This is a genomic window from Pseudomonas xantholysinigenes, assembly GCF_014268885.2.
In the GTDB taxonomy this organism is placed as follows: Bacteria; Pseudomonadota; Gammaproteobacteria; order Pseudomonadales; family Pseudomonadaceae; genus Aquipseudomonas; species Aquipseudomonas xantholysinigenes.
This window is the reverse complement of the sequence record NZ_CP077095.1, coordinates 3,428,957-3,450,869: the sequence shown is the minus strand read 5'-3', so window position 1 is coordinate 3,450,869 and position 21,913 is coordinate 3,428,957. Positions and strand designations below refer to the sequence as shown.

Here is a 21,913-nt window from a genome sequence, read left to right as displayed (position 1 = left end):
GGTGAAGGTTGGGCGCAGTGTACCGAGCGAGCCGGGGCTTGCCTGCCTTGGTTTGTATTGCAGTGTATCTGGCCCCGGCGGGGATACAGGAAGAAGCACAAGGCGGCCTGGGCGGACACAAGCGCGATACCTGGCGGGGGTGAAATGGCTCTCGACCGGGGAGCGCCGCTCCCTCTGCCAAGACCCTGTATCAAGGAGATTCGCCATGACCTTCAAGACCCTCGCCAGCGCCGCCCTGTTCGCCATTGTCGGCCTCGGCGCCGTCGCTGCCCAGGCCAGCAGCAGTTCGCTCAACCAGGCCAGCGTGATGCAGTACCGTTACGGCGACCAGCTGGACGTGAAGAAAGTGCTCTCGGTCAAGGACGACCAGCGCCATGCCTGCGGCGTGGTCAACACCCGCATGGACTACCTCGATTCGCAAGGCAAGGCGCAGAGCGTCGAATACCGCAGCTATGCCACCAGCGGCTGCCATGACAACTGAGGCGCGCGGCCAGCGCCGCCTGCTCAAGGCCGGCGGCATGGTCCTGGCCCTGGTCGGGTTGGGGCTGGCCGGCCACTTGTTGGCCCGCGACAGCTACGGCCCCATGCCGTCGCTGGCCGGTGCCCGGCAGTGGCTCAACTCGGCGCCGTTGGAGACTCAGGCACTCAAGGGCAAGGTGGTACTGGTGGACTTCTGGACCTACGACTGCGTCAACTGCCGGCGCAGCCTGCCGCACGTCAACCACTGGGCCCGGCGCTACGGCGACCAGGGCCTGGTGGTGATCGGCGTGCATACCCCGGAGTACGCCTACGAGCAGGATATCGACAGCCTGCGCGCCCAGGTTCGCCAGCTGGGCATCGACTACCCGGTGGCGGTGGACAACGACTACCGGATCTGGAACGCCTGGGGCAACCAGTTCTGGCCGGCGCATTACTTCGTCGACCGCCAGGGCCAGGTACGCCACGTGCATTTCGGCGAGGGCGACTATGCCGGGCAGGAACAGGTGATCCGCACACTGCTGGACGAGCGCGGCTGAAGCGATCGCCTTGCAGGTCGGCGGATGTGGTTTAGGCTCATTGCATCGCGCGTTTTCCAATCACACCAGCGAAACAGCGGAGTAGTGCAGCATGGGATACCAGAAAATCAAGGTTCCGGCCGACGGCAGCAAGATCACCGTCAATGCAGACCATTCGCTCAATGTGCCCGACAACCCCATCATTCCTTATATCGAAGGCGACGGCATCGGCGTGGATGTCTCGCCGGTGATGATCAAGGTGGTCGACGCCGCCGTGCACAAGGCTTATGGCGGCAAGCGCAAGATCGCCTGGATGGAGGTGTACGCCGGCGAGAAGGCCACCCAGGTGTATGACCAGGACACCTGGCTGCCCCAGGAGACCCTGGACGCCGTGAAAGACTACGTGGTGTCGATCAAGGGGCCGCTGACCACCCCGGTCGGTGGCGGCATCCGCTCGCTCAACGTGGCCCTGCGCCAGCAGCTCGACCTGTACGTGTGCCTGCGTCCGGTGGTGTGGTTCCAGGGCGTGCCCAGCCCGGTGAAGAAGCCGGGCGATGTCGACATGGTGATTTTCCGCGAGAACTCCGAGGACATCTACGCCGGTATCGAGTGGAAAGCCGGCTCGCCCGAGGCGAACAAGGTGATCAAGTTCCTCAAGGAGGAAATGGGCGTCACCAAGATCCGTTTTGACCAGGACTGTGGCATCGGCGTCAAACCGGTCTCGAAGGAGGGTACCAAGCGCTTGGTGCGCAAGGCCTTGCAGTATGTGGTGGACAACGACCGCAAGTCGCTGACCCTGGTGCACAAGGGCAACATCATGAAGTTCACCGAGGGTGCGTTCAAGGACTGGGGCTATGAAGTGGCCCGCGACGAATTCGGCGCCGAGCTGCTCGATGGCGGCCCATGGATGAAGTTCAAGAACCCCAGGACCGGCCGCGAAGTGATCGTCAAGGATGCCATCGCCGATGCCATGCTCCAGCAGATCCTGCTGCGTCCGGCCGAATACGACGTGATCGCCACCCTCAACCTCAACGGTGACTACCTGTCCGATGCCCTGGCGGCGGAGGTCGGTGGCATCGGCATCGCCCCGGGCGCCAACCTGTCCGACACCGTGGCCATGTTCGAGGCCACCCACGGCACCGCGCCCAAATACGCTGGCAAGGACCAGGTCAATCCAGGCTCGGTGATTCTCTCGGCCGAGATGATGCTAAGGCACATGGGCTGGACCGAGGCCGCTGATCTGATCATCAAGGGCACCAACGGTGCGATCGCGGCCAAGACCGTGACCTATGACTTCGAGCGCCTGATGGATGGCGCTACGTTGGTCGGCAGCTCTGGCTTTGGCGATGCCTTGATCAAGCATATGTAGCTCGTCAGGGGTAAACCCGCTCCCACAGGTGTAGCGCAGGGCTTGAGCGCTGTGGGAGCAACTGTCTTTCTCAACTGCTAAAGCTAGCGCGGTCGCTGTGGGAGCGGCTTTAGCCGCGAACACCGGCGTAGCCGGTGCCAAACACCGCGGCGTTTGCTTCGCGGGTAAACCCGCTCCCACAGGCGTAGCGCATGGTTTGAGGTCGGCGTGGTCACTGTGGGAGCGGCTTTAGCCGCGAACACCGGCGCAGCCGGTGCCAGGCGCCGCTAGACCTGGCAAGCCAGACAAAAAACCGGTCGCCTCTTTATTAAAGAAGCGACCGGTTTCTACGTTTACCGGCAGATGCAGCAGGGATCAGGCTTCGACGGTATTGCCTGGGGTCGTCGCATTGGCCTGGGTGGCCTGGGTGGCGCTTTTTATCTCGGTCGCGTGCAAGCCCTTGGGCCCCTGGATGATCTCGAAGCTCACGGCTTGCCCGGCTTTCAGGGTCTTGTAACCGTCCATCTGGATCGCCGAATAATGGGCGAACAGGTCATCGGTCTTGCCGTCTTCGTTGATGAATCCGTAGCCCTTGGCATTGTTGAACCACTTGACTTTACCGCTTGCCATCCCTATGTCCCTCTGCAAAGGACTCCATCACTGGAGTATCATCCACTTCATCCGCATACGCACCATGCGAGAAAATCTGGTTGACTGCGCGGATCTTTATCGACCACGGTGGGTTCTTATTGGTTGTAACACCGTTTTGCCGATAGTCAAGGTCAGGCGGCGCCCGCGCCAAGCATGGCCTGCGCGGTCAACCCACAACCTTAACCTGTCGATCATGATGAAATTCTTTCCATGCATGTACTCAGTAAGATTCGACTAACATTCAATCAGGATCGCCCCCAGTCGCATGAAGACGGGCATGAGGACGACGGCGCGGGTCTCGCGGTTCAGGAGGCCAAGCCGATCCTGCAGGCGCCACCGATGTACAAGGTGGTTTTGTTCAACGATGACTACACGCCAATGGATTTCGTCGTCGAAGTGCTCGAGACGTTCTTCAATCTGAACCGCGAGCTGGCGACCAAGATCATGCTGACCGTCCATACCGAAGGGCGGGCAGTATGCGGATTGTTTACCCGTGACATCGCCGAAACAAAGGCCATGCAGGTCAACCAATACGCCAGGGAAAGCCAGCATCCGCTACTCTGTGAAATCGAGAAGGACGGTTAATCGCCGACCACTTGGGTATGAGGTGAAGCTATGTTAAACCGCGAGCTCGAAGTCACCCTCAATCTGGCCTTCAAGGAGGCCCGTTCGAAGCGCCATGAGTTCATGACCGTCGAACACCTGTTGCTGGCACTCCTTGACAACGAGGCTGCCGCGACCGTTCTGCGCGCCTGTGGCGCCAATCTCGACAAACTCAAGCACGACCTGCAAGAGTTCATCGATTCGACCACGCCGCTGATCCCCGTGCATGACGAGGACCGCGAAACGCAACCGACCCTGGGCTTCCAGCGTGTGCTGCAGCGCGCCGTGTTCCACGTGCAAAGCTCCGGCAAGCGCGAAGTGACCGGCGCCAACGTGTTGGTGGCGATCTTCAGCGAACAGGAAAGCCAGGCCGTGTTCCTGCTCAAGCAGCAGAGCGTGGCGCGCATCGACGTGGTCAACTATATCGCCCACGGCATCAGCAAGGTGCCGGGCCATGGGCCGAACACCGACAGCGACCAGGACATGCAGGACGAGGAGGGCGGTGAAGCGTCGTCCTCGAGCAACCCGCTGGACGCCTACGCCAGCAACCTCAACGAGCTGGCCCGTGCCGGGCGTATCGACCCGCTGGTGGGCCGCGAGCAGGAGGTCGAGCGCGTCGCGCAGATCCTCGCCCGTCGGCGCAAGAACAACCCATTGCTGGTAGGCGAGGCCGGTGTCGGCAAGACCGCCATCGCCGAAGGCCTGGCCAAGCGCATCGTCGACGGCCAGGTGCCCGACCTGCTGGCGCAGAGCGTGGTCTACTCCCTGGACCTCGGCGCGCTGCTGGCCGGCACCAAGTACCGCGGCGACTTCGAGAAGCGCTTCAAGGCGCTGCTCGGCGAGCTGCGCAAGCGCCCGCAGGCGATCCTGTTCATCGATGAGATCCACACCATCATCGGTGCCGGTGCCGCCTCCGGCGGCGTGATGGACGCCTCCAACCTGCTCAAGCCGCTGCTGTCGTCCGGCGACATTCGCTGCATCGGCTCGACCACCTTCCAGGAGTTCCGTGGCATCTTCGAGAAAGACCGCGCCCTGGCGCGGCGCTTCCAGAAGGTCGACGTCACCGAACCATCGGTGGAAGACACCGTGGGCATCCTGCGCGGGCTCAAGGGTCGCTTCGAGAGCCATCACAACATCGAGTACAGCGACGAAGCCCTGCGCGCCGCCGCCGAGCTGGCCTCGCGCTACATCAATGACCGGCACATGCCGGACAAGGCCATCGACGTGATCGACGAAGCCGGCGCCTACCAGCGCCTGCAGCCGGAAGCCAACCGCGTCAAGCGCATCGACGTGCCGCAGGTCGAGGACATCGTCGCCAAGATCGCGCGGATTCCGCCAAAGCACGTCACCAGCTCCGACAAGGAACTGCTGCGCAACCTCGAGCGTGACCTGAAACTGACCGTGTTCGGCCAGGACCCGGCGATCGACTCGCTGGCCACCGCGATCAAGCTGTCCCGTGCCGGGCTCAAGGCGCCGGACAAGCCGGTCGGTTCGTTCCTGTTCGCCGGCCCCACTGGTGTCGGCAAGACCGAGGCGGCGCGCCAGCTGGCCAAGGCGCTGGGCGTGGAACTGGTACGCTTCGACATGTCCGAGTACATGGAGCGGCACACCGTGTCGCGCCTGATCGGCGCGCCACCCGGCTATGTCGGGTTCGACCAGGGCGGCTTGCTGACCGAGGCGATCACCAAGCAACCGCACTGCGTGCTGCTGCTCGATGAGATCGAAAAGGCCCACCCGGAAGTCTTCAACCTGCTGCTGCAGGTGATGGACCACGGTACCCTGACCGACAACAACGGGCGCAAGGCGGACTTCCGCAACGTGATCCTGATCATGACCACCAACGCCGGCGCCGAAACCGCCGCGCGGGCGTCGATCGGCTTCACCCACCAGGACCACTCGTCCGACGCCATGGAAGTCATTCGCAAGAGCTTCACGCCGGAGTTCCGCAACCGCCTGGACACCATCATCCAGTTCGGCCGCCTGTCCCACGAGACGATCAAGAGCATCGTCGACAAGTTCCTCATCGAACTGCAGGCGCAGCTGGAAGACAAGCGGGTGTTGCTGGAGGTCAGCGACGATGCCCGTGGCTGGCTGGCGACCACCGGCTACGACGTGCAGATGGGCGCACGGCCAATGGCGCGGCTGATCCAGGACAAGATCAAGCGGCCGTTGGCCGAAGAGATCCTGTTCGGCGAGCTGGCCGAGCATGGCGGCGTGGTGCACATCGACCTGCGCGATGGCGAGCTGGTGTTCGACTTCGAGACCACGGCAGAGGTCGCGTAAGGCTGGGGCCGCTGTGCGGCCCGTTCGCGACACAAGGCCGCTCCTACAGGGAATTACATATTTCTGTAGGAGCGGCCTTGTGCCGTGATCGGGCTGCCAAGCAGCCCCGCATTATGAAGGCCCACAAAAAAGCCCGGCACTTGGCCGGGCTTTTTCATGGCTTGAGCTTAGCGCGCACGGTAGGTGATGCGGCCCTTGCTCAGGTCGTACGGCGTCAGTTCGACGCGGACCTTGTCGCCAGTGAGAATACGGATGTAGTTCTTGCGCATCTTGCCGGAGATGTGCGCGGTAACGACGTGCCCGTTTTCCAACTCCACGCGGAACATGGTGTTGGGCAGGGTGTCGACGACAGTGCCTTCCATTTCGAAGCTGTCTTCTTTCGACATGCAGTAAAGCCCTCGGTGTCCAATGATGGCCCGACGCACGACTGCACCGGGCAAAAAAAGTGGCGTGGATTATGCCCGAAAATTGTGTTTCAAGCCAATGCTTTCAGTTGAGGGTGACCCAGCGCTGGTTGATCAGCAGCTCGATCGGGCGGTATTGGGTCTTGTAGTTCATCTTCTTGCAGTTCTTGATCCAGTAGCCCAGGTACACCGCCTCGAGGTTTTGCCGCAATGCCTCGGTGATTTGCCAGAGGATGGCGTAGCGCCCCAGGCTGCGGCGTTCCTCTTCAGGCTCGTAGAAGGTGTACACCGCCGACAGGCCGTTGGGCAGCAGGTCGCACACCGCCACCGCCAGCAACCGGCCGCCCAGGCGGAACTCGTAGAACCAGCAGAAGGGCAGGTCGCGCACCAGAAAGGTAGAAAACTGGTCGCGACTGGGTGGGAACATGTCGCCATCTGCATGGCGTTGCTCGATATAACGCCGGTATAGGTCGAAATACTCTTCCTTGAACACCGGGCGCACGGCCGTCACGCTCAGGTCGGCGTTGCGCTTGAGGATGCGCCGCTGCTGGCGGTTGGGGATGAAGCGCGCGGCCGGGATGCGCGCCGGCACGCAGGCGTTGCAGTTTTGGCAGTGCGGGCGGTACAGGTGGTCGCCACTGCGACGAAAGCCCATTTCCGACAGGTCGGCATACACGTGCACATCCATCGGCTGGCTCGGGTCGAGGAACAGCGTGGTCGCCTGCTCGTCCGGCAGGTAGCTGCAGGAGTGGGGTTGAGTGGCATAGAACTTCAACCGCGCCAGCTCTGTCATGATCAACCCCTTCGGTGGGACGTTGTCTCTAAGTGTAAGCCAGCTCTGGGAACTCGCCTAGGCGACCCAACTGGCGCCGTTGGGTTGGTCCAGGTAGCTGGCCAGGTGCTCGGCGAAGCTGGCCCGGCTGATGGCGCGGGCGCCGAGGCTGTGCAGGTGGTTGGTCGGCATCTGGCAGTCGATGAGCACGAAGCCGGCCTGGCGCAGGTGCTGCACCAGCGTCACGAAACCTACCTTGGAAGCGTTGTCGGCACGGCTGAACATCGATTCACCGAAGAACAGCCGGCCCATGGCCAGGCCATACAGGCCGCCGACCAGCTCATCGCCCTGGTAAACCTCCACCGAATGGGCGATGCCGAGTCGGTGCAGCTCGCAATAGGCGGCGCGCAGGGTATCGGTGATCCAGGTGCCGTCGGCATAGTCGCGCGGCGCGGCGCAGGCGGCGATCACCGCCGCGAAGTCGCGGTCGAAACTCACCTGGTAGCGGCCCTGGCGCATCAGTTTGGCCAGTGAGCGGGACACGTGCAACTCGTCTGGAAACAGCACCGTGCGTGGGTCTGGCGACCACCAGAGGATCGGCTGGCCGTCCTGGTACCAGGGGAAGCAGCCATGACGATAAGCCGCGACCAGGCGCTCGGGGCTGAGGTCGCCGCCTGCGGCGAGCAAGCCATTGGGTTCGTGCAGGGCCTTTGCCAGGGGCGGGAAGGCCAGTGAGTCGCGGGTCAGCCAGGTCAGCATGGGGTCTTGGGCAGCGTGGAACACGGGGCGCCAGCATGGCGCGCCTGCCGGGCAGGGTCAACTGGCGCGGGCGCTGCGCTAGCGATGTTGCTGCACAAAGGTCTGGCGCACGTCGCTGGCCCAGCCGTCGAGCACGGTCTTGACGTTGTCGGCGCTCATTACCTGGCGGTCGTTTTCCAGTGGCACGCCTGTGCCGCTGAGCATCGCTTGGGCAATCACCCGGCCGCTGGTGCCGGACTCGAAGACCAGTTCGGAGGCGACCTGGCTGTCGCGGTCGCGGATGCCCGCGGCGCTGCTGACCCCGGCCGCGACCAGGGTGATCGGCAGCCACTCGTAGAAGCGCAGGCCCTGGGTATCGGCGCTGACCCGGGTGATGGCCGGCCTGACCACCAGGGTATTGGGCCCGGGGCGCTCGACCAGCGTCATGACCTTGCCCAGCTCGGCGCGCAGTGCCTGGTCGTAGTAATGGCTGATGTGTTCGAGGGTCGCCTGGGGGATGCGCGTTGTCGGTATGGGCGCGGGATAGAACCGGCTGGGCGCCAGGTAGACCTCGATATAGCGCCCACGTGGCCAGCGCGGATCGGTCCAGCCGAGCACTTGCCCTCCTGAGGCAGTCTTGAGTGGGGCCAGGCGGCTGTAGTCGGGCAGGTATCCGGCTTGCGGCGTACGGTTGCTGCCGCAGGCCGCCAGGGCGAGGGTGCCGACCACTGCCAGGGCGAGGGCGGGCACGCGGCTCACGATTGCACACCGGCTTCGCGCGCGGTGACCACGCCTTGCGGGCACTCGATGCGCAAGCTGCCATGGGCCATCAGCCAATGCTCCAGTTCGCGGATGCTCACCGAGTGGCGGTATTCGACCCAGTCGCCGCTGTCCGGGCCGTAGTGTTCGAAGTAGCGGCGCAAGGTGATCTGCTGCTGGTCTTGCTCCAGTTCCAGGCTGACTTGCTGGATGATCAGCGGGGCGTCGCCGGCGCGTGTCGTGGCACGTTGGCTTAGGATCATGGGCGGATTGTGCAAGGGAAACCCTCCGGGGCAGTGAAAGGTCCGCAGGGTGGCGAAGATTCATTGCCGGGTGATGTCCGCTTGATGTCGGCGCCGACGCAATGTTGCGCGGTTGAAATATATGACCTGGGCCATGCAATAACGATAGATTGGCCGTTTTTACCGTGGACCTGAGTGACCGTGAGCCGACTGCTGATCGTCGACGACGATGTGGAAATCCTCGCCTTGCTGAAGAAGTTCTTCGTCCAGCACGGCTACGACGTGGACCTGGCCGCCGAGGGGCAGGCGATGTGGGCGGCGATTGCCGAGCAGCGCCCGGACACCCTGATCCTCGACCTGATGCTACCGGGCGAGGGCGGCCTGAGCCTGTGCCAGAAGGTCCGCGCGCAGACCGGCATCCCGATCATCATGCTGACCGGCATGGCCGAGCTGAGCGATCGCATCATCGGCCTGGAGCTGGGCGCCGATGACTACCTGACCAAGCCCTTCGACCCCCGCGAACTGCTCGCCCGGGTGCGGGCCCTGCAGCGGCGCGCCGGCGAACCCAGCGTGCCGGTCGACGCGGCGCGGCCATTGATCGGTTTCGCCGGCTGGCAACTGGATATCACCTGTCGCGAGCTGCGCTCGCCCGAGCAGGTGATGATCCCGTTGTCCGGCGCCGAGTTTGATCTGTTGGTGGTGTTTCTCGAGCACCCGCAGCGCATTCTCGGCCGTGAGCAATTGATCGATCTGACCCGTGGTCATGGGCATGATGCCTATGACCGCAGCATCGATGTGCAGGTCAGCCGCCTGCGGCGCAAGATCGAGCCGGACAGCAAGCGCCCGGAGCTGATCCGCACCGTGCGCAACGGTGGCTACCTGTTCACCGCCAAGGTCAGCCGCTCGTGATCCGCCGCGTGCTGGGCCGCGATACCCTCAGGCGCCGCATCGCCCTGACCATCTTCGCCGCGCTGCTGGCGTCGCTGGCGCTCAACGCGCTGTTCGTCCAGCTCGCGGGTAATTGGGCACGGCCACCGATCGAGCGCACCGGGCTGCTCGAACAGATCGCCGTGACCACCCGGATGATCGAGACGGCACCTGCCGAGTTGCGCGAGCAACTGGCGCAGGCGGCGAGCAGCTCGGCGCTGCAGGTGACCTGGCAGGCGCGCCGGGCGGGATTGGCGTTGCCTGGCGCCGGCATTCTGCTTGATTCTGCCACCGATCCAGACCTGCGCGCCTTGTATGGCGCGACGCGGCACATGGAAGTCTTCAACCCTGACGACTGGCCTGCTGGCAGCCCCGATGCCCACTACATGGCGCTGCTGCGATTGGCCGATGGCAGCTGGCTGGCGTTCGTGCCGCCTGAGCGTAGCTGGGGCCTGAGTGTCGAGGCGCGGATCGCGGTGGTGCTGGGGCTCGGGCTGATCGCCACCTTGCTGGTGGCCTGGCTCGCCACGCGGCAACTGGCCAATCCGCTGCAACGCTTCGCCGGTGCCGTGCGCCGTTTCGGCGGCGACCTGCAGGCACCGCCGATTGCCATCGAAGGCCCGGAGGAGATTCGCCAGGCGATCATCGCCTTCAACATCATGCAGGCGCAGATCCAGCATTTCATCCGCGAGCGCACCCATATGCTTGCGGCGATCTCCCACGACCTGCGCGCGCCGCTGACCCGTCTGCGCTTGCGCAGCGAGTTCATGGAAGACAAGGAACACCAGGCCAAGCTGGTGCGGGATGTGGAGGAAATGCAGACGATGATCAACGCCGCCCTGGCGTTCTTCCGCGAAGGCACGCAGGTGGAGCAGCGCACCGCCTACGATCTGTCGGAACTGTTGCAGACCCTGGTCGACGATTACCGCGACCAGGGGATCGCCGTCGGTTTCTATGGCCCGGCGCACCTGGTGCACGATGGGCGCCCGCTGGCGACCAAGCGGGTGATCGTCAACCTGTTGGAGAATGCCGTGAAGTATGCGAAAGCCCCGCGGATTGCCTTGAGCCGTGGTGAGCACCGCATTGTCATCGAGGTCGGCGACGAGGGGCCCGGCATTCCCGAGGAGGCATTGCAACGGGTATTCGATCCCTTCTTCCGCCTGGAAGGTTCGCGTAACCGTGACACCGGCGGGGTGGGGCTGGGCCTGTCGGCGGCGCGGGCGAGCATCCGCGAGCAAGGGGGCGAGCTGACCTTGCGCAACCGTGCCGGCGGGGGGCTGCTGGCGCGGGCCGAGTTGCCCGACGAGCACTGAGGGCTCAGTACACCCACACCTCAACCCGGCGGTTACGCTGGCGCCCTTGCTCCAGGTCGTTGCCGGCCACCGGCAGTTCGTCGCCCATCCCGGCCACATCCTTGACCTGCACCCCTTCGCGGGCCAGTTCGCGGCGCACGGCCATGGCTCGCAGGCGCGACAGCAGGGCGGCGCGGCCTGGGGTGTCCTTGGGGTCGCCGAAGCCCACCAGCACGGCCTGGCCGTGTAGCTTGCCGGCCTGGCGCAGGTAGTCGCTGACCCGCTGCACGTCGCGCAGGGCCTTGTTGTCGAGGCCGGCGCTGCCTTCCTGGAAACGGAAGTTCACGCTCAGGCGCTGTGCTTCGCTGGCCAGGGCGCGGTAGCGCGGCGGCATGTCGGCCTGGCTGGGTACCGGCAGGGCCTTGATCTGCTGCGAAACGAAGCCCTGCTCGGCGACGATGGCCTGGCCCGCCGGGCTCTGGGCGAATTCGGCCAAGGCCCGTGCCTGGGGCTTGGCATTGGCCGGCAGGTAGAAGAACAACCGGCGCGACAGCGGGTAGTCCTCGCTGGCCACCAGTGCGCGGCTGGGCGGCAGGGCGGGGGCATCGCCCGCGGCCACCGCCAGGACCTTGGCCCCATGCACCGTGGCCAGGCCGCTGAAGCCGATGGCCTGGCGGTCGGCCTTGACCTGCGCGGCCAGCGCGTCGGCCGACTCAAAGCGCAGAGCTTGCGTCGACAGTTGCTCATGCTCGGGGTCGAGCACCAGCGCCTTGAAGGTCTCGAAGGTTCCGGAACGGTCGTCGCGGGCGTACAGGTGGATGGCGCCGCCGGGAACGCCCAGTTGCTCCCAGCGCTGCAACTGGCCAGAAAACACCTGGGCCAGCTGTGTGGTGGTCAGCTGCGGCAGTGGGTTGTCCGGGTGCACGATCACCGCCACGCCATCCAGGCCGATGACTTGCTCGGCGTTGGCGCCGCGCAAATCGCCCAGCGTCTGAAGTTGCAGGGCTTCGCGGTCGCTGATCGGGCGTGAGGCGGCGGCCAGGTCGGCCTCGCCGTTGGCCAGGGCAGTGAAACCGGTGCTCGTGCCATGGGCGGCGATGTCGATGCGCAGCGGCTGGCCGTCGTGGTCGCGGGCGCGGATCTGGGTTTCGTTGGCCTGGGCGCCGGGCAGGGTGCCGATGGCGCTGGCTCCCTGGGCTTGCAGCAGGCCACGAACCAAGGCCGGACCGAGGGCGGCGCCGATGGTGTTGGAACCCTGCAGGCGCAGTTGCACAGGCTCGGCGAAGGCCAGGCCCGGCAACAGACACAGCAGGATGGGAAGCAGGCGAGGCATGCCGATGACCTTTGGCACAAGGGTGCGCCGCAGATTACGACAGTTGCGTGACGATGGCGTGACAGTGCCAGCGGTGGGCGCCTGATGCCTGGCGGGCAGGGCGCCACAACGCTTCGGGCGTTCAGTGCCCCTCAGGCACCACGATCCGCGCCGGCGCCTGAGCGGCCTTGCCACGCGCCACGCAGTAATACAGCAGGCTCGGCACCACCAAGCCGATCAACCAGGACACATCCACCCCACCCAGGTGCGCGACCATGGGCCCGGTGTACAGCTTGGTATCGATGAAGGGCATCTGCACCAGCACGCCGAAGGTGTACACGCCGATCCCCGGCCAGTTCCAGCGCCCATAGCGCCCGTCAGGATCGGCCAGCGCCGGGATGTCGTAGCGTTCCTTGGTGATGAAGTAGTAGTCCACCAGGTTCACTGCGCTCCAGGGCACGAAGAAGGTCAGCAGGAACAGGATGAACGACTTGAACGCGCTGAGGAACGAATGCTGGCCCAGCAGCGCCACCAGCGTGGCGGCTCCGACGATGCCAAGCACGAACACCAGGCGCTGCATCCGACTGATCTGCAGGTGGCCGCGAAAACCACTGATGATGGTGGCGATGCACATGAAGCTGCCGTAGCTGTTGAGGGTGGAGATGGTCACCTTGCCGAAGGCGATGCAGAAGTACAGCAGCGCCGCCGTGGTGCCGGCGCCGCCGAGGCCGACGATGTAGGCCACTTCGCGCCCGGAGAACTGGCCGCCGGCAATCGCCGCGGCGAACACGCCGAGGACCATCGAGGCCTGGGCGCCGATCACCGAGCCCAGGCCGGCGGCGAGAAAGGTCTTGAGCGGCGAGGTGCTGCTCGGCAGGTAGCGCGAGTAATCGGCCACGTAGGGGCCGAAGGCGATCTGCCAGGACGCGGCCAACGACACCGCCAGCAGGAAGCTGGCCCAGCTGAAATGCCGGTTGTCGAGCAACTGGCCGATGTCGGCCAGCAGCAGGATGCGGCTGAACAGGTAGACGAAGGCAATGATCCCCAGCACGCTGGCCAGGCGGCCGATCCAGTGGATCACCCGGTAGCCGGCCAGGGTCGCCAGCACGATGACCCCGGCGAAGATCAGGATGCCGGCGCTGTCGCTGACACTCAGCAACTGGCCGATGGCCTGGCCGGAAAGCACCGTGCCGGTGGCGGTGAAACCCAGGTACATCAGGCATACCAGGGCCATCGGGATGGCCGCGCCATAGACGCCGAACTGCACGCGGCTGGAGATCATCTGCGGCAGCCCCAGGCGTGGCCCCTGGGCGGCGTGCAGGGCCATCACCGCGCCGCCGACCAGCTGCCCGATGAACAGGCCGATCAGCGACCAGAACACATCGCCGCCGAGCACCACGGCCAGGGCGCCGGTGACGATCGCGGTGATCTGCAGGTTGGCACCCAGCCACAGGGTGAACTGGCTGTAGACGCGTCCATGGCGTTCGGATTCCGGGATGTAGTCGATCGAGCGGCGCTCGATCACAGGTTTGCTGGACATCGGGGAGGGCTCCGCTTCGTTGTTTTTGTGAGGGCGGCGGCGGTCGGCGGGACGCAGGGCGGACGGCCGTGATCCGATCTGAGCATGTACATACAAGTCAGGTCAAGTGAAGGTGTTGGCAGTTGGTCGCTTGAGGCGGGGAGGAGGACGAGCGAGGGCCGAACGAGCGCGACTGCGCTCGTTCGGCTTGGGCGGGGTCAGGCGAAGGCGATCTGCTCGGCCTGTTTGTCGTAGAGGGCTTTCTGGCGCAGCGCGGCGATCTGGATGACGGCCGGGATGGTCACTCGATACGCCGGGCTGGCGATGTCGACCATGGTCCAGGCGCCGGTGATCACCCAGCCGATCGGGCCGGTCAGCACTGCCATGGTCCGGGTCAGGGTGGCGCCGCCGGCGAAGGTCAGGCCGCGCCCGATCAACACCTTGAGCACGGCGTTGACGATGATCACCGTGAGCTGGAACGACTTGAAGCCGCCTGCGCGGAACACGGCCTGGAAGATCCCGACCATGGCCTCGGGCGTAAGCAGGTTGACATTGGTCACGCCGATCGAGTCGGCCAGCTCCTTCAACTGCTCTGGCGTCATGTTTTCCAGGGCGTCGGTGAGGATCTTCATCAGCAGGTTCTGCTCGATTTTCTCGGCGGTCGAGTTCTTGCTGTAGTTGACCTTCAGCTTGTCGCAGACGTCTTCGAGGACTTCGCGGTAGAGCACGCCCTTGCCGCCACGGAACAGGGTGGCCAGGGTGTTGCCGCCGAAGCACTGCACTTCGGCGGCGATCTGCTTCCAGTAGCGCTGGTGGTCCGGGTACCAGGCTTTGTACACCTCGTTGCTGGTCAACTCTTCGGTCAGGCGGACGCTGCCGTCCTTGTCGTGTACCAGGCAATACACCAGATCATTGAGCGACTCCGAGTCCAGTCGGGCGAGGAACTCAAGGTCCAGGTCTTCTCTGTAGGCCATGGGGCTTTCCTTGTGGGGCGAGGCGCATCGTCCTCTCTTGGGGGCTGGTGCGCGCTTGGCGCGGCGCGCGCAATTTGATATCAATAGGCCATGCCTGTCCAGTGGGATCCAATCCGTCCCTATGGATGCTGATGCCCGTTGCCATGGACCGACACCCTTTGATAGCCCCACTGTGCCCGATACCCGCGACAACTCTTGTCGCGGGTTGCCCCCACACTCGCCAGGCCAATCACCGTCTGACGAGGAACCACCCATGAAAGAACTCACCTTCCTGGCCATCGGCCTGGTCGTCGGCAGCCTGCTCACCCGCCAGGCCATCGACCGCGCCACCCTGGCCGCCGCCCTGCGCGCGGCGCAGCAAGGCGACTCCAGAGCCAAGGCCTGATCTGATATCCGCACGGACAGCACCATGAACAAGACACTCAACGATACGACCAACACGGTCATTGGCGTTTCCCTGTACGAAACGGTCGGGCGCTTCGGCTCGGCGTCGGCCGAGTTCCTCAAAGGCCTGCGCGGGATCGATCAGGAAACCGGCCAGGTGTTCAACCGCAACCTGCGCGATATCGCCAAAGGCGGCATCCATCCCGACTACGCCGACAACAACCTGGCCCAGCAGGCCGGTTATGCCGCCGAAGTGGTCAAGACCAGCCGGGATAACGCCGAGCACATCATCAACCGCAGCGCCAAACGGGTCAGCCGTACCGAGGATGTCGAGGGTTACGGCAACAACCACAACCGCTTCGACCATGTCGAGCGGATCGATGGCAAGGTCGTGGCGGGCAGCCATTCGCAAATGAAGTTCGTCAACGATCCGGTAGACCTGATGCGCAAGATCGCCGAGGGCGAAGGCGGCGGGAAGAAGGACCTGTCCCGCTACCTGGAGGCGGACTGGCTCGACCTGCCCAGCGACCAGGTCGAGACTGCCCGGGCTGCCTGCCGCCAGCGTGCCGCGCAGTTGCGCGAGCAGGCCGAGCGTGTCGCGGCCCAGGGCGATGACGCACTGGCCGCCCGGCTGCGGCAGAAGGCCGACAATTACGCCGCGCTCGAAGGCAAGGTGCGTGATGCGGGCTTCAGCCGTGACGAGGCCCGCGCCTATCGACTCGACCCGGAGTTCGAGACGCTCAAGGATATTGGCCGGGTCAGCCATCGGGCGGGCTTGGAGGGCGCCAAGTTCGGCGCGGCCATTGGTGGCTGCATTGGCCTGGTGACCAACCTGGTGGCGTTGCACAGTGGCGACAAGAGCCTGTCCCAGGCCGCTGGCGATGTGGCGTTGGACACATTGCAAGGGGCTGGCCTGGGCTACGCCACGGCGTTCGCCGGGTCGGCGCTCAAGGGCTTCATGCAGCAGTCGGCCAGCGCCCATCTGCGCAGCCTTTCGCGCACCTCGCTGCCGAGCCTGGCGGTTTCCATCAGCCTGTCCCTGGGCAAGACCGTCAGCCGCTATGCGCGTGGCGATATTGACGAACAGGCGATGCTCGAGGAGGTCGGCGCGACCGCCTACGGCATGTTGTCATCCACGGTGTTCTCGGCGGTCGGACAGGTCGTGATCCCGATTCCGGTTGCCGGGGCGATGATCGGCAGCATGGTGGGCTACACCGTGTCGAACCTGTTCTACCAGAGCTTCCTGGATGCCCTCGCGCAGGAGCGCGAGGCCCATGAACACTACCTGTTCATCCGTGACAAATGCGCTGCGGCGCGGGAGGTCGCCCAGGACTACCGCCTGCGCATGGAGGCCTTGATCAGCCAGAAACGCGATGCTTTCGGTGCCGATTGCGCCGAACTGAGCAGTGCCTTGGCCAGTTGCGACGACTTGCACGCCGATCAGTTCGCCCAGCGCATCGATGCCTTCGCCGCGCAACTGGGGGTGAAGCTGCATTTCGCCTCACGCGGGGAATTCGATGTGTTCATGGCGTCGGACGACGCCCTTGTGCTTTGACCCTTACTACCTCTACAGCAGACAGAAGACTTTCATATGCCATTACCTCTGATTGTGCCCGCCTTGGTTGCCGCTTCCGGCTTGTTCGGTATCGGCAAGGGCGTGCAGGCCGTCTTTCGCAACAACAACGCCCACGAACTCAATGAGGCGTCCCGGGAACTGGTCGACCAGATGAGCCAGCAGCTCGAGCACAGCCGTAACCTGTGCGGTGAGACACTGGCCGGCCTGGGGCGGCAGAAGGTGGCGGCGTTGAGCGAGGAACTGGGCGACTTTGTCGAGCAATACGGCAAGCTCAAGAACGTCCAGCTGGACGAGGCGGCCGGTATCGACCTGCTGCACCTGGGGGACTTCAGCGCCAACGAACTGGCCGAGATGAGCCTGAGCTGCTCGATGATCGAAGCCTCCGCGCTGGGCCTGGGCAGCGGCGCTGCCGGTGGCGCGCTGACGGCGTTCGGTGCCTACAGCGGCACCATGATGCTGGCTTCGGCGGGCACCGGCACGGCAATCAGCGCCCTGAGCGGCGCCGCCGCGACCAACGCCACCTTGGCCTGGCTCGGTGGTGGCACGCTGGCTTCCGGCGGCCTGGGCATGGCCGGAGGCACCATGGTGCTGGGCGTGCTGGCGGTCGGGCCGGCGCTGCTGGTCTTCGGCAGCCTGCTCAGCGCCAAGGCCGGCACCAATCTGGAAAACGCCCGGAGCAACTGCGAGCAGGCTAAGACCTACGCCGAGGAGGTGCGCCTGATCCTGTCCCGCCTGGAGGGCATCTACGACCTGGCCGTGCTGGCCACCGACACCTTGGCCGCGGCACGGCGGCGCCTGGCGATCGCCAATGATCAACTCGCCGCCTTGATCAATGTACTGGGCGACGATTACCAGACCTACAACCCGCTGGGGCGCGATTTGGTGTTCAAGACGGTCAAGACGGCGCAGTTGGTCAAGGCGCTGGTGGACACGCCGATCCTCGACGCGGATGGCAACTTGCTGGGTGACAGCGCGGCGTGCATTGGCCGTTATGCCGAGCACATCGCCAGTCGCGCTGACTGAAGGTGCCCGGGGCCGGTTCACACCGGCCCTTGGCCCGGCCTTTCCCCTGCAGACGGCATGGAGCGTTCCGATGACCGCACCCTCGACGCCCAAGGCGTTTCTCACCCTCAAACGACGTATCCAGCTGTGGAGCCTGGTGGCGCAGAGTGGGCGCAGCGGGATCACCGCCGCGTCCCTGCACCAGCAATTGCAGGCGGAGGTCGACCTGCGCACGGTACAGCGTGATCTGGAAACGCTGTGTCGGGCCCAGGCGCTGAAATCGGCGAACGATCCCAACGGCCAAGGATTGCTCTGGCGCACCGACGAGCGCCAGCCCCTGGAAATCGAGGCCAGTCGGCCCGAACCCTTGAGCCCGGCGCAACTCAAGTCGGCGCGCGTGGCCCTGAGTATCGTCACGCTGTTCGAGCAGGCCCGTCATCTGTTGCATGAAGCCGCGCTGGCCGACCTGCGCGACCTGTACGAGCAGTCACGGACCTTGCTCACACGCCTGCAGCGCGCCGATGGGCGCTGGCTGGGCAAAGTTGTCACTGGTACCCAGCACTTGCAGTTGCAGCAGGCGCCCGTCGACCTGGCCATGCTCGAGGCGGTGCAACTGGCATTGCTCGAGGGCTACCAGCTGGAAATCGATTACTACTCGCGCAAAAGCGCCAGGCTGGCGCGCAAGGTCATCAACCCCCTGGGCCTGTCGTACCAGGACTCGAGCATCTATGTGGTGTGCCAGGAGGAGGGCAGCCCGATCATGCGCAAGTTGCCGCTGCATCGATTCCGTCGCATACGGCCATTGATGGCGCGCAGTGTGCAGGTACCCGAGGCGTTCGAGCTGGCCGAGCACGTCCAGCGGGTTCACCTGGAAGAGGCGCCGATTCGTTTGAAACTGCGGATCAACAGCGCATTGCGCGAGCGGCTGGACCACGACGAGACCCCATTGGCCAGGCCCCAGACCCTGACGCCCGACCAGGACGGCTGGTGGTTTCTGGAATGCGAGCAGGCCTACACCCAGGGGTTGGTATGGTGGATTCTCAGCCACGGGGCAACGCTGGAGGTGCTCGAACCGGCGCGCCTGAGGGACAGTGTGGCCGCCACGCTGCGCAAGGCCGCGGGTTACTACACGCAAGCCGCGCAGGGGTGATGTGCTTGCTGACACTGACGATCATCGACTGTTGCGCAAGGTTGGCGCTTGACTGTGCTGGTTCGCGGCGGAGGATTGACCTTATGCTGTAACTAAATATGACTAAAACAAGCCTGTAGAAGGAATGCGTGCAATGCCACTCAAGGACCTGCTGATCGCCCTGGTGGTGATCATCGCCTGGGGCGTCAATTTCGTGGTGATCAAGGTTGGCCTCGACGGCCTGCCGCCGATGCTGCTGGGGGCGTTGCGCTTCTTGTTGGTGGCCTTCCCGGCGGTATTCCTGGTGCGCCGCCCGAACCTGCCGTGGCGCTGGCTGATCGCCTATGGCGCGACCATCTCGCTGGGGCAGTTCGCCTTTCTGTTCCAGGCCATGTACAGCGGCATGCCGCCGGGGCTGGCATCGCTGGTGCTGCAGTCCCAGGCGTTCTTTACCCTTGGCTTCGCGGCGTTGTTCCTCGGTGAGCGGCTGCGCCTGGCCAGTGTCCTGGGGCTGCTGGTGGCGGCCGGAGGGCTGGCGGTGATCGGCAGCGAGGACAGCGGGCATGTGCCGTTGATCGCCCTGCTGCTGACGCTGTGCGCGGGCGCCATGTGGGGCATGGGCAACATCATTACCCGGCGCTTCGGCCAGGTCGACCTGGTGGCCCTGGTGATCTGGGGCGGGCTGATCCCGCCGCTGCCGTTCCTGGCCCTGTCGTGGTGGCTGGAGGGGCCCGAGCGGATCGGGCACGCACTGGCCAATATCGGCTGGAGTTCGGTGCTGGCCCTGGTGTACCTGGCGTTTGTCGCCACCATGGTCGGTTACAGCCTGTGGAGCACGCTGCTGTCGCGCCACCCGGCCGGCAAGGTGGCGCCGTTCTCGTTGCTGGTGCCGGTGATCGGCTTGAGTTCGTCGGCCTTGTTGCTGGGCGAGCGGCTGACCGAGGTGCAGGGCTGGGGCGCGCTGCTGGTGATGCTCGGCTTGCTGATCAATGTGTTCGGGCCGCGGCTGGGGCAGCGGCTGCGAGCGGCCGTCAGCACCTGACTTGCTGGCGCACCAGGCGCCGCGATGGATGGCACCGGCTGCGCCGGTGTTCGCGGCTGAAGCCGCTCCCACAGCAACCGCGCCGACCTCAAACCATGCGTTACGCCTGTGGGAGCGGGTTTACCCGCGAAGCAAGCGCCGCGGTGCCTGGCACCGGCTGCCTGAAGTTGCTCCCACAGACCCCACCTGTAGACGCCAGCCTTACCTGGCGCTGCACAAGCCCTGACCCATATCAACGCTCATTCCTGCGCACACGCCCGTAATGGCAACGCTTGTGTATCGGCAAGGCTGCCACTAATATCCAAGCGTTTTCTTGTGTAATTGCCTGGACACCCCAAGCCAGGCCATCAATACGGACGTTGATATGGATTTGCACACCTCCCTGTGGCTGTTCCAGGCCATCCAGGCCGTGGGCCTGGCGCTGTGGCTGAGCATCGCGGTACTGAACAACCTGCAGGCGTTCTCCAGCTCCGTCGGCGCCATCGGCGCCACCCTGGCCATGGCGCCGCTGCGCCAACCACCGGCCATCGAATTCCCCCTGTTGCGCCGCGCCTGCCAGTCGCCGACCCTGGCTCGGGTTGCGCTGCTGGTGATCTTGCTGTTGCAGATTGTCGCCAGCCTTTCGGCCTGGATCGGCAGTTATGCCCTGGTCATCGCCCAGGACCCGCTCATGGCCCGGGCCTGGCTGAACCTGGCGCTGGGCGCCATGCTCGCCTTCACCTTGGCGATGTTGCTCGGCGGCCTGTGGTTCGGTTACTGGATCCGCCAGGAAGGCCTGCAATTGACCCACCTGGTGCTGGTGCTCTGGTCGATCCTGGCGTTCTTCCTGTTCAACCTGAGCTGGGCATGAGGGGAGGACGCGCAATGAATGGCAAAGCGATACTCGGCAGCGCCCTGGTGCTGGCCCTGGTCACCGCCGGTGGCCTGGCCTGGCGCCATGCCGGCCAGGCCCAGGCCACTGCCGCCGCGCCGCGGCACCTGGTCAAGGTGGCCTTGGCCACGGTGCAGAAAGGCCTGGAAAACCGTGCTTTTGCCGGGGTCGGCGAGCTTGAGGCGGTACACCAGGTGCTGGTCTCCGCCGAGATCGGCGGGCGGGTCACGGCGATCAACTTCAGCTCTGGCCAACAGGTGCGCAAGGGCGATGTGCTGATAACCCTCAACGATGCGCCGGAGCAGGCCGAGCGCCTGCGCCTCAAGGCCCAGCTGGACAACGCGCGCACCAACCACCGGCGGGTCAAGGACCTGCTGCGCGAGAACGCCGCCACCCAGGAGCAGCTGGACAACGCCCTGGCCGCCCGCGACATGGCCCAGGGCGAGCTGGCCCATACCGAGGCAGTGATCGCCCAGAAGACCGTGCGCGCGCCATTCGATGGGCGCCTGGGCATCCGTCGGGTCAACCAGGGCCAGTACCTCAATGTCGGTGATCCGGTGGTCAGCCTGATCGATACCCGCAGTCTGTACGTCAACTTCTCCCTCGAAGAGCAGCTCAGCGCCCAATTGCGCCCCGGCCAGCCGGTGCAGGTGCGTCTCGACGCCTTCCCCGACACACCGTTCACCGCGCGCATCACGGCCATCGACCCGCTGATCGGCCGTTCGCGCACGGTGCAGGTGCAGGCGACGCTGGCCAACCCCGATGCGCGCCTGGCGGCCGGTATGTACGCCAGTGTGCAGGTGGCCAGCCCCGAGGTCGGCCAGGTGCTCAGCGTGCCGGAAACCGCGGTGGCCTATACCGCCTATGGCGACACGGTATTCGTCGCCCGCCACGATGCCGCCGCCGATGCCCTGGTGGTGCAACGCGTCTCGGTACGCACCGGCGAGCGCCAGGCCGGCCGGGTGGTGATCGAACAGGGCTTGCGTGAGGACGACCAGGTGGTGGTCTCCGGGCAATTGCGCCTGAGCGACGGCACCGCCGTGCAAGCCATCGAAGATACCCTGCAGGCCCCGGCCAGCGGCGCCTGACC

The 21,913-nt window shown here is 65.0% G+C and carries 23 protein-coding genes; 14 read left to right on the top strand and 9 right to left on the bottom strand.

All coding sequences use genetic code 11. From position 1 onward, the window contains the following. The first annotated feature begins 205 nt into the window (after positions 1–205). The 3 genes from HU772_RS15320 to icd all read left to right on the top strand — a co-directional run bounded on the left by HU772_RS15320 (position 206) and on the right by icd (position 2,364). Positions 206–481, top strand: a complete 276-nt coding sequence (locus HU772_RS15320) for a DUF2790 domain-containing protein (RefSeq protein ID WP_186659676.1) — start codon at positions 206–208, stop codon at positions 479–481. Beyond that, on the top strand, positions 471–1,016 hold the full coding sequence (locus tag HU772_RS15315) for a thioredoxin family protein (RefSeq protein WP_186659678.1): 546 nt from the start codon (positions 471–473) through the stop codon (positions 1,014–1,016). Before HU772_RS15320 ends, HU772_RS15315 begins: the two co-directional genes overlap by 11 nt. Before the next feature lie 91 nt (positions 1,017–1,107). Next, positions 1,108–2,364, top strand: a complete 1,257-nt coding sequence (gene icd / locus HU772_RS15310) for an NADP-dependent isocitrate dehydrogenase (protein ID WP_186659680.1) — start codon at positions 1,108–1,110, stop codon at positions 2,362–2,364. Positions 2,365–2,718: 354 nt separating this feature from the next. Here icd and cspD read toward each other — a convergent pair whose 3' ends face one another. Then, on the bottom strand, positions 2,719–2,973 hold the full coding sequence (cspD, locus tag HU772_RS15305; protein WP_186659682.1) for a cold shock domain-containing protein CspD: 255 nt from the start codon (positions 2,971–2,973) through the stop codon (positions 2,719–2,721). A 231-nt stretch (positions 2,974–3,204) separates the two neighbouring features. Here cspD and clpS point away from each other — a divergent pair, with 231 nt between their 5' ends. Together clpS and clpA are read left to right on the top strand one after the other, a co-directional pair. Then, positions 3,205–3,579, top strand: a complete 375-nt coding sequence (clpS, locus tag HU772_RS15300; protein ID WP_134691984.1) for an ATP-dependent Clp protease adapter ClpS — start codon at positions 3,205–3,207, stop codon at positions 3,577–3,579. A gap of 30 nt (positions 3,580–3,609) precedes the next feature. Further along, complete coding sequence (gene clpA, locus HU772_RS15295) at positions 3,610–5,880, top strand: ATP-dependent Clp protease ATP-binding subunit ClpA (RefSeq protein ID WP_186659684.1); 2,271 nt, start codon at positions 3,610–3,612, stop codon at positions 5,878–5,880. A gap of 167 nt (positions 5,881–6,047) precedes the next feature. On the opposite strand, the gene infA is transcribed toward clpA, so the two are convergent. The 5 genes from infA to HU772_RS15270 form a co-directional block, all read right to left on the bottom strand. After that, positions 6,048–6,266, bottom strand: coding sequence for a translation initiation factor IF-1 (gene infA, locus HU772_RS15290; RefSeq protein ID WP_002553999.1), 219 nt, complete (start codon positions 6,264–6,266; stop codon positions 6,048–6,050). 103 nt (positions 6,267–6,369) lie between these two features. Further along, positions 6,370–7,077 (bottom strand): arginyltransferase, encoded by a 708-nt coding sequence (locus HU772_RS15285; protein WP_186659686.1) that lies wholly within the window; start codon positions 7,075–7,077, stop codon positions 6,370–6,372. 57 nt (positions 7,078–7,134) lie between these two features. Beyond that, a complete protein-coding gene (aat, locus tag HU772_RS15280) occupies positions 7,135–7,815 on the bottom strand; it encodes a leucyl/phenylalanyl-tRNA--protein transferase (RefSeq protein WP_186659687.1) in 681 nt (226 codons plus the stop codon). Positions 7,816–7,893: 78 nt separating this feature from the next. Continuing rightward, on the bottom strand, positions 7,894–8,553 hold the full coding sequence (locus tag HU772_RS15275) for a DUF3313 domain-containing protein (protein ID WP_186659689.1): 660 nt from the start codon (positions 8,551–8,553) through the stop codon (positions 7,894–7,896). Next, positions 8,550–8,816, bottom strand: a complete 267-nt coding sequence (locus tag HU772_RS15270) for a hypothetical protein (protein ID WP_186659691.1) — start codon at positions 8,814–8,816, stop codon at positions 8,550–8,552. The genes HU772_RS15275 and HU772_RS15270 overlap by 4 nt, the downstream gene beginning before the upstream one ends. A gap of 180 nt (positions 8,817–8,996) precedes the next feature. Here HU772_RS15270 and HU772_RS15265 point away from each other — a divergent pair, with 180 nt between their 5' ends. Together HU772_RS15265 and HU772_RS15260 are read left to right on the top strand one after the other, a co-directional pair. Next, on the top strand, positions 8,997–9,704 hold the full coding sequence (locus HU772_RS15265) for a response regulator (protein WP_186659693.1): 708 nt from the start codon (positions 8,997–8,999) through the stop codon (positions 9,702–9,704). Continuing rightward, positions 9,701–11,035, top strand: coding sequence for an ATP-binding protein (locus HU772_RS15260; RefSeq protein WP_186659694.1), 1,335 nt, complete (start codon positions 9,701–9,703; stop codon positions 11,033–11,035). Before HU772_RS15265 ends, HU772_RS15260 begins: the two co-directional genes overlap by 4 nt. A 4-nt stretch (positions 11,036–11,039) precedes the next feature. On the opposite strand, the gene HU772_RS15255 is transcribed toward HU772_RS15260, so the two are convergent. The 3 genes from HU772_RS15255 to HU772_RS15245 form a co-directional block, all read right to left on the bottom strand. Further along, positions 11,040–12,347, bottom strand: a complete 1,308-nt coding sequence (locus HU772_RS15255; RefSeq protein WP_186659696.1) for a substrate-binding domain-containing protein — start codon at positions 12,345–12,347, stop codon at positions 11,040–11,042. A 121-nt stretch (positions 12,348–12,468) separates the two neighbouring features. After that, a complete protein-coding gene (locus HU772_RS15250; RefSeq protein ID WP_186659698.1) occupies positions 12,469–13,866 on the bottom strand; it encodes a purine-cytosine permease family protein in 1,398 nt (465 codons plus the stop codon). 197 nt (positions 13,867–14,063) lie between these two features. Continuing rightward, complete coding sequence (locus HU772_RS15245) at positions 14,064–14,819, bottom strand: YaaW family protein (protein WP_186659700.1); 756 nt, start codon at positions 14,817–14,819, stop codon at positions 14,064–14,066. A gap of 253 nt (positions 14,820–15,072) precedes the next feature. On the opposite strand from HU772_RS15245, the gene HU772_RS25080 reads away from it, so the two are divergent. The 7 genes from HU772_RS25080 to HU772_RS15215 all read left to right on the top strand — a co-directional run bounded on the left by HU772_RS25080 (position 15,073) and on the right by HU772_RS15215 (position 21,911). Next, on the top strand, positions 15,073–15,204 hold the full coding sequence (locus tag HU772_RS25080; protein WP_264082538.1) for a hypothetical protein: 132 nt from the start codon (positions 15,073–15,075) through the stop codon (positions 15,202–15,204). Positions 15,205–15,228: 24 nt separating this feature from the next. Further along, positions 15,229–16,758, top strand: coding sequence for a hypothetical protein (locus HU772_RS15240; protein ID WP_186659702.1), 1,530 nt, complete (start codon positions 15,229–15,231; stop codon positions 16,756–16,758). A 63-nt stretch (positions 16,759–16,821) separates the two neighbouring features. Continuing rightward, the gene (locus HU772_RS15235; protein WP_217858719.1) at positions 16,822–17,802 is read left to right on the top strand and encodes a hypothetical protein; all 981 of its coding nucleotides are present in this window, start codon (positions 16,822–16,824) and stop codon (positions 17,800–17,802) included. 70 nt (positions 17,803–17,872) lie between these two features. Beyond that, complete coding sequence (locus HU772_RS15230; protein ID WP_186659707.1) at positions 17,873–18,931, top strand: helix-turn-helix transcriptional regulator; 1,059 nt, start codon at positions 17,873–17,875, stop codon at positions 18,929–18,931. A 133-nt stretch (positions 18,932–19,064) separates the two neighbouring features. Further along, the gene (locus HU772_RS15225; protein WP_186659709.1) at positions 19,065–19,952 is read left to right on the top strand and encodes an EamA family transporter; all 888 of its coding nucleotides are present in this window, start codon (positions 19,065–19,067) and stop codon (positions 19,950–19,952) included. Positions 19,953–20,316: 364 nt separating this feature from the next. Beyond that, positions 20,317–20,802, top strand: coding sequence for a DUF2165 family protein (locus tag HU772_RS15220; protein WP_186659711.1), 486 nt, complete (start codon positions 20,317–20,319; stop codon positions 20,800–20,802). Positions 20,803–20,816: 14 nt separating this feature from the next. Further along, positions 20,817–21,911: an efflux RND transporter periplasmic adaptor subunit gene (locus HU772_RS15215; protein WP_186659713.1), complete on the top strand. Its 1,095-nt coding sequence runs from the start codon at positions 20,817–20,819 to the stop codon at positions 21,909–21,911. Positions 21,912–21,913: the final 2 nt, after the last annotated feature.

Bases quoted from the DNA above. Each gene is read 5' to 3' on its own strand.
- HU772_RS15315 (WP_186659678.1), top strand. From the start codon at position 471: ATGACAACTGAGGCGCGCGGCCAGCGCCGCCTGCTCAAGGCCGGCGGC.
- HU772_RS15320 (WP_186659676.1), top strand. From the start codon at position 206: ATGACCTTCAAGACCCTCGCCAGCGCCGCCCTGTTCGCCATTGTCGGC.
- cspD (WP_186659682.1), bottom strand. From the start codon at position 2,973: ATGGCAAGCGGTAAAGTCAAGTGGTTCAACAATGCCAAGGGCTACGGA.
- HU772_RS15230 (WP_186659707.1), top strand. From the start codon at position 17,873: ATGACCGCACCCTCGACGCCCAAGGCGTTTCTCACCCTCAAACGACGT.
- icd (WP_186659680.1), top strand. From the start codon at position 1,108: ATGGGATACCAGAAAATCAAGGTTCCGGCCGACGGCAGCAAGATCACC.
- HU772_RS15285 (WP_186659686.1), bottom strand. From the start codon at position 7,077: ATGACAGAGCTGGCGCGGTTGAAGTTCTATGCCACTCAACCCCACTCC.
- HU772_RS15220 (WP_186659711.1), top strand. From the start codon at position 20,317: ATGGATTTGCACACCTCCCTGTGGCTGTTCCAGGCCATCCAGGCCGTG.
- HU772_RS15255 (WP_186659696.1), bottom strand. From the start codon at position 12,347: ATGCCTCGCCTGCTTCCCATCCTGCTGTGTCTGTTGCCGGGCCTGGCC.
- HU772_RS15250 (WP_186659698.1), bottom strand. From the start codon at position 13,866: ATGTCCAGCAAACCTGTGATCGAGCGCCGCTCGATCGACTACATCCCG.
- infA (WP_002553999.1), bottom strand. From the start codon at position 6,266: ATGTCGAAAGAAGACAGCTTCGAAATGGAAGGCACTGTCGTCGACACC.
- HU772_RS15215 (WP_186659713.1), top strand. From the start codon at position 20,817: ATGAATGGCAAAGCGATACTCGGCAGCGCCCTGGTGCTGGCCCTGGTC.
- HU772_RS15270 (WP_186659691.1), bottom strand. From the start codon at position 8,816: ATGATCCTAAGCCAACGTGCCACGACACGCGCCGGCGACGCCCCGCTG.
- HU772_RS15225 (WP_186659709.1), top strand. From the start codon at position 19,065: ATGCCACTCAAGGACCTGCTGATCGCCCTGGTGGTGATCATCGCCTGG.
- clpA (WP_186659684.1), top strand. From the start codon at position 3,610: ATGTTAAACCGCGAGCTCGAAGTCACCCTCAATCTGGCCTTCAAGGAG.
- clpS (WP_134691984.1), top strand. From the start codon at position 3,205: ATGCATGTACTCAGTAAGATTCGACTAACATTCAATCAGGATCGCCCC.
- HU772_RS15240 (WP_186659702.1), top strand. From the start codon at position 15,229: ATGAACAAGACACTCAACGATACGACCAACACGGTCATTGGCGTTTCC.
- HU772_RS15245 (WP_186659700.1), bottom strand. From the start codon at position 14,819: ATGGCCTACAGAGAAGACCTGGACCTTGAGTTCCTCGCCCGACTGGAC.
- HU772_RS25080 (WP_264082538.1), top strand. From the start codon at position 15,073: ATGAAAGAACTCACCTTCCTGGCCATCGGCCTGGTCGTCGGCAGCCTG.
- aat (WP_186659687.1), bottom strand. From the start codon at position 7,815: ATGCTGACCTGGCTGACCCGCGACTCACTGGCCTTCCCGCCCCTGGCA.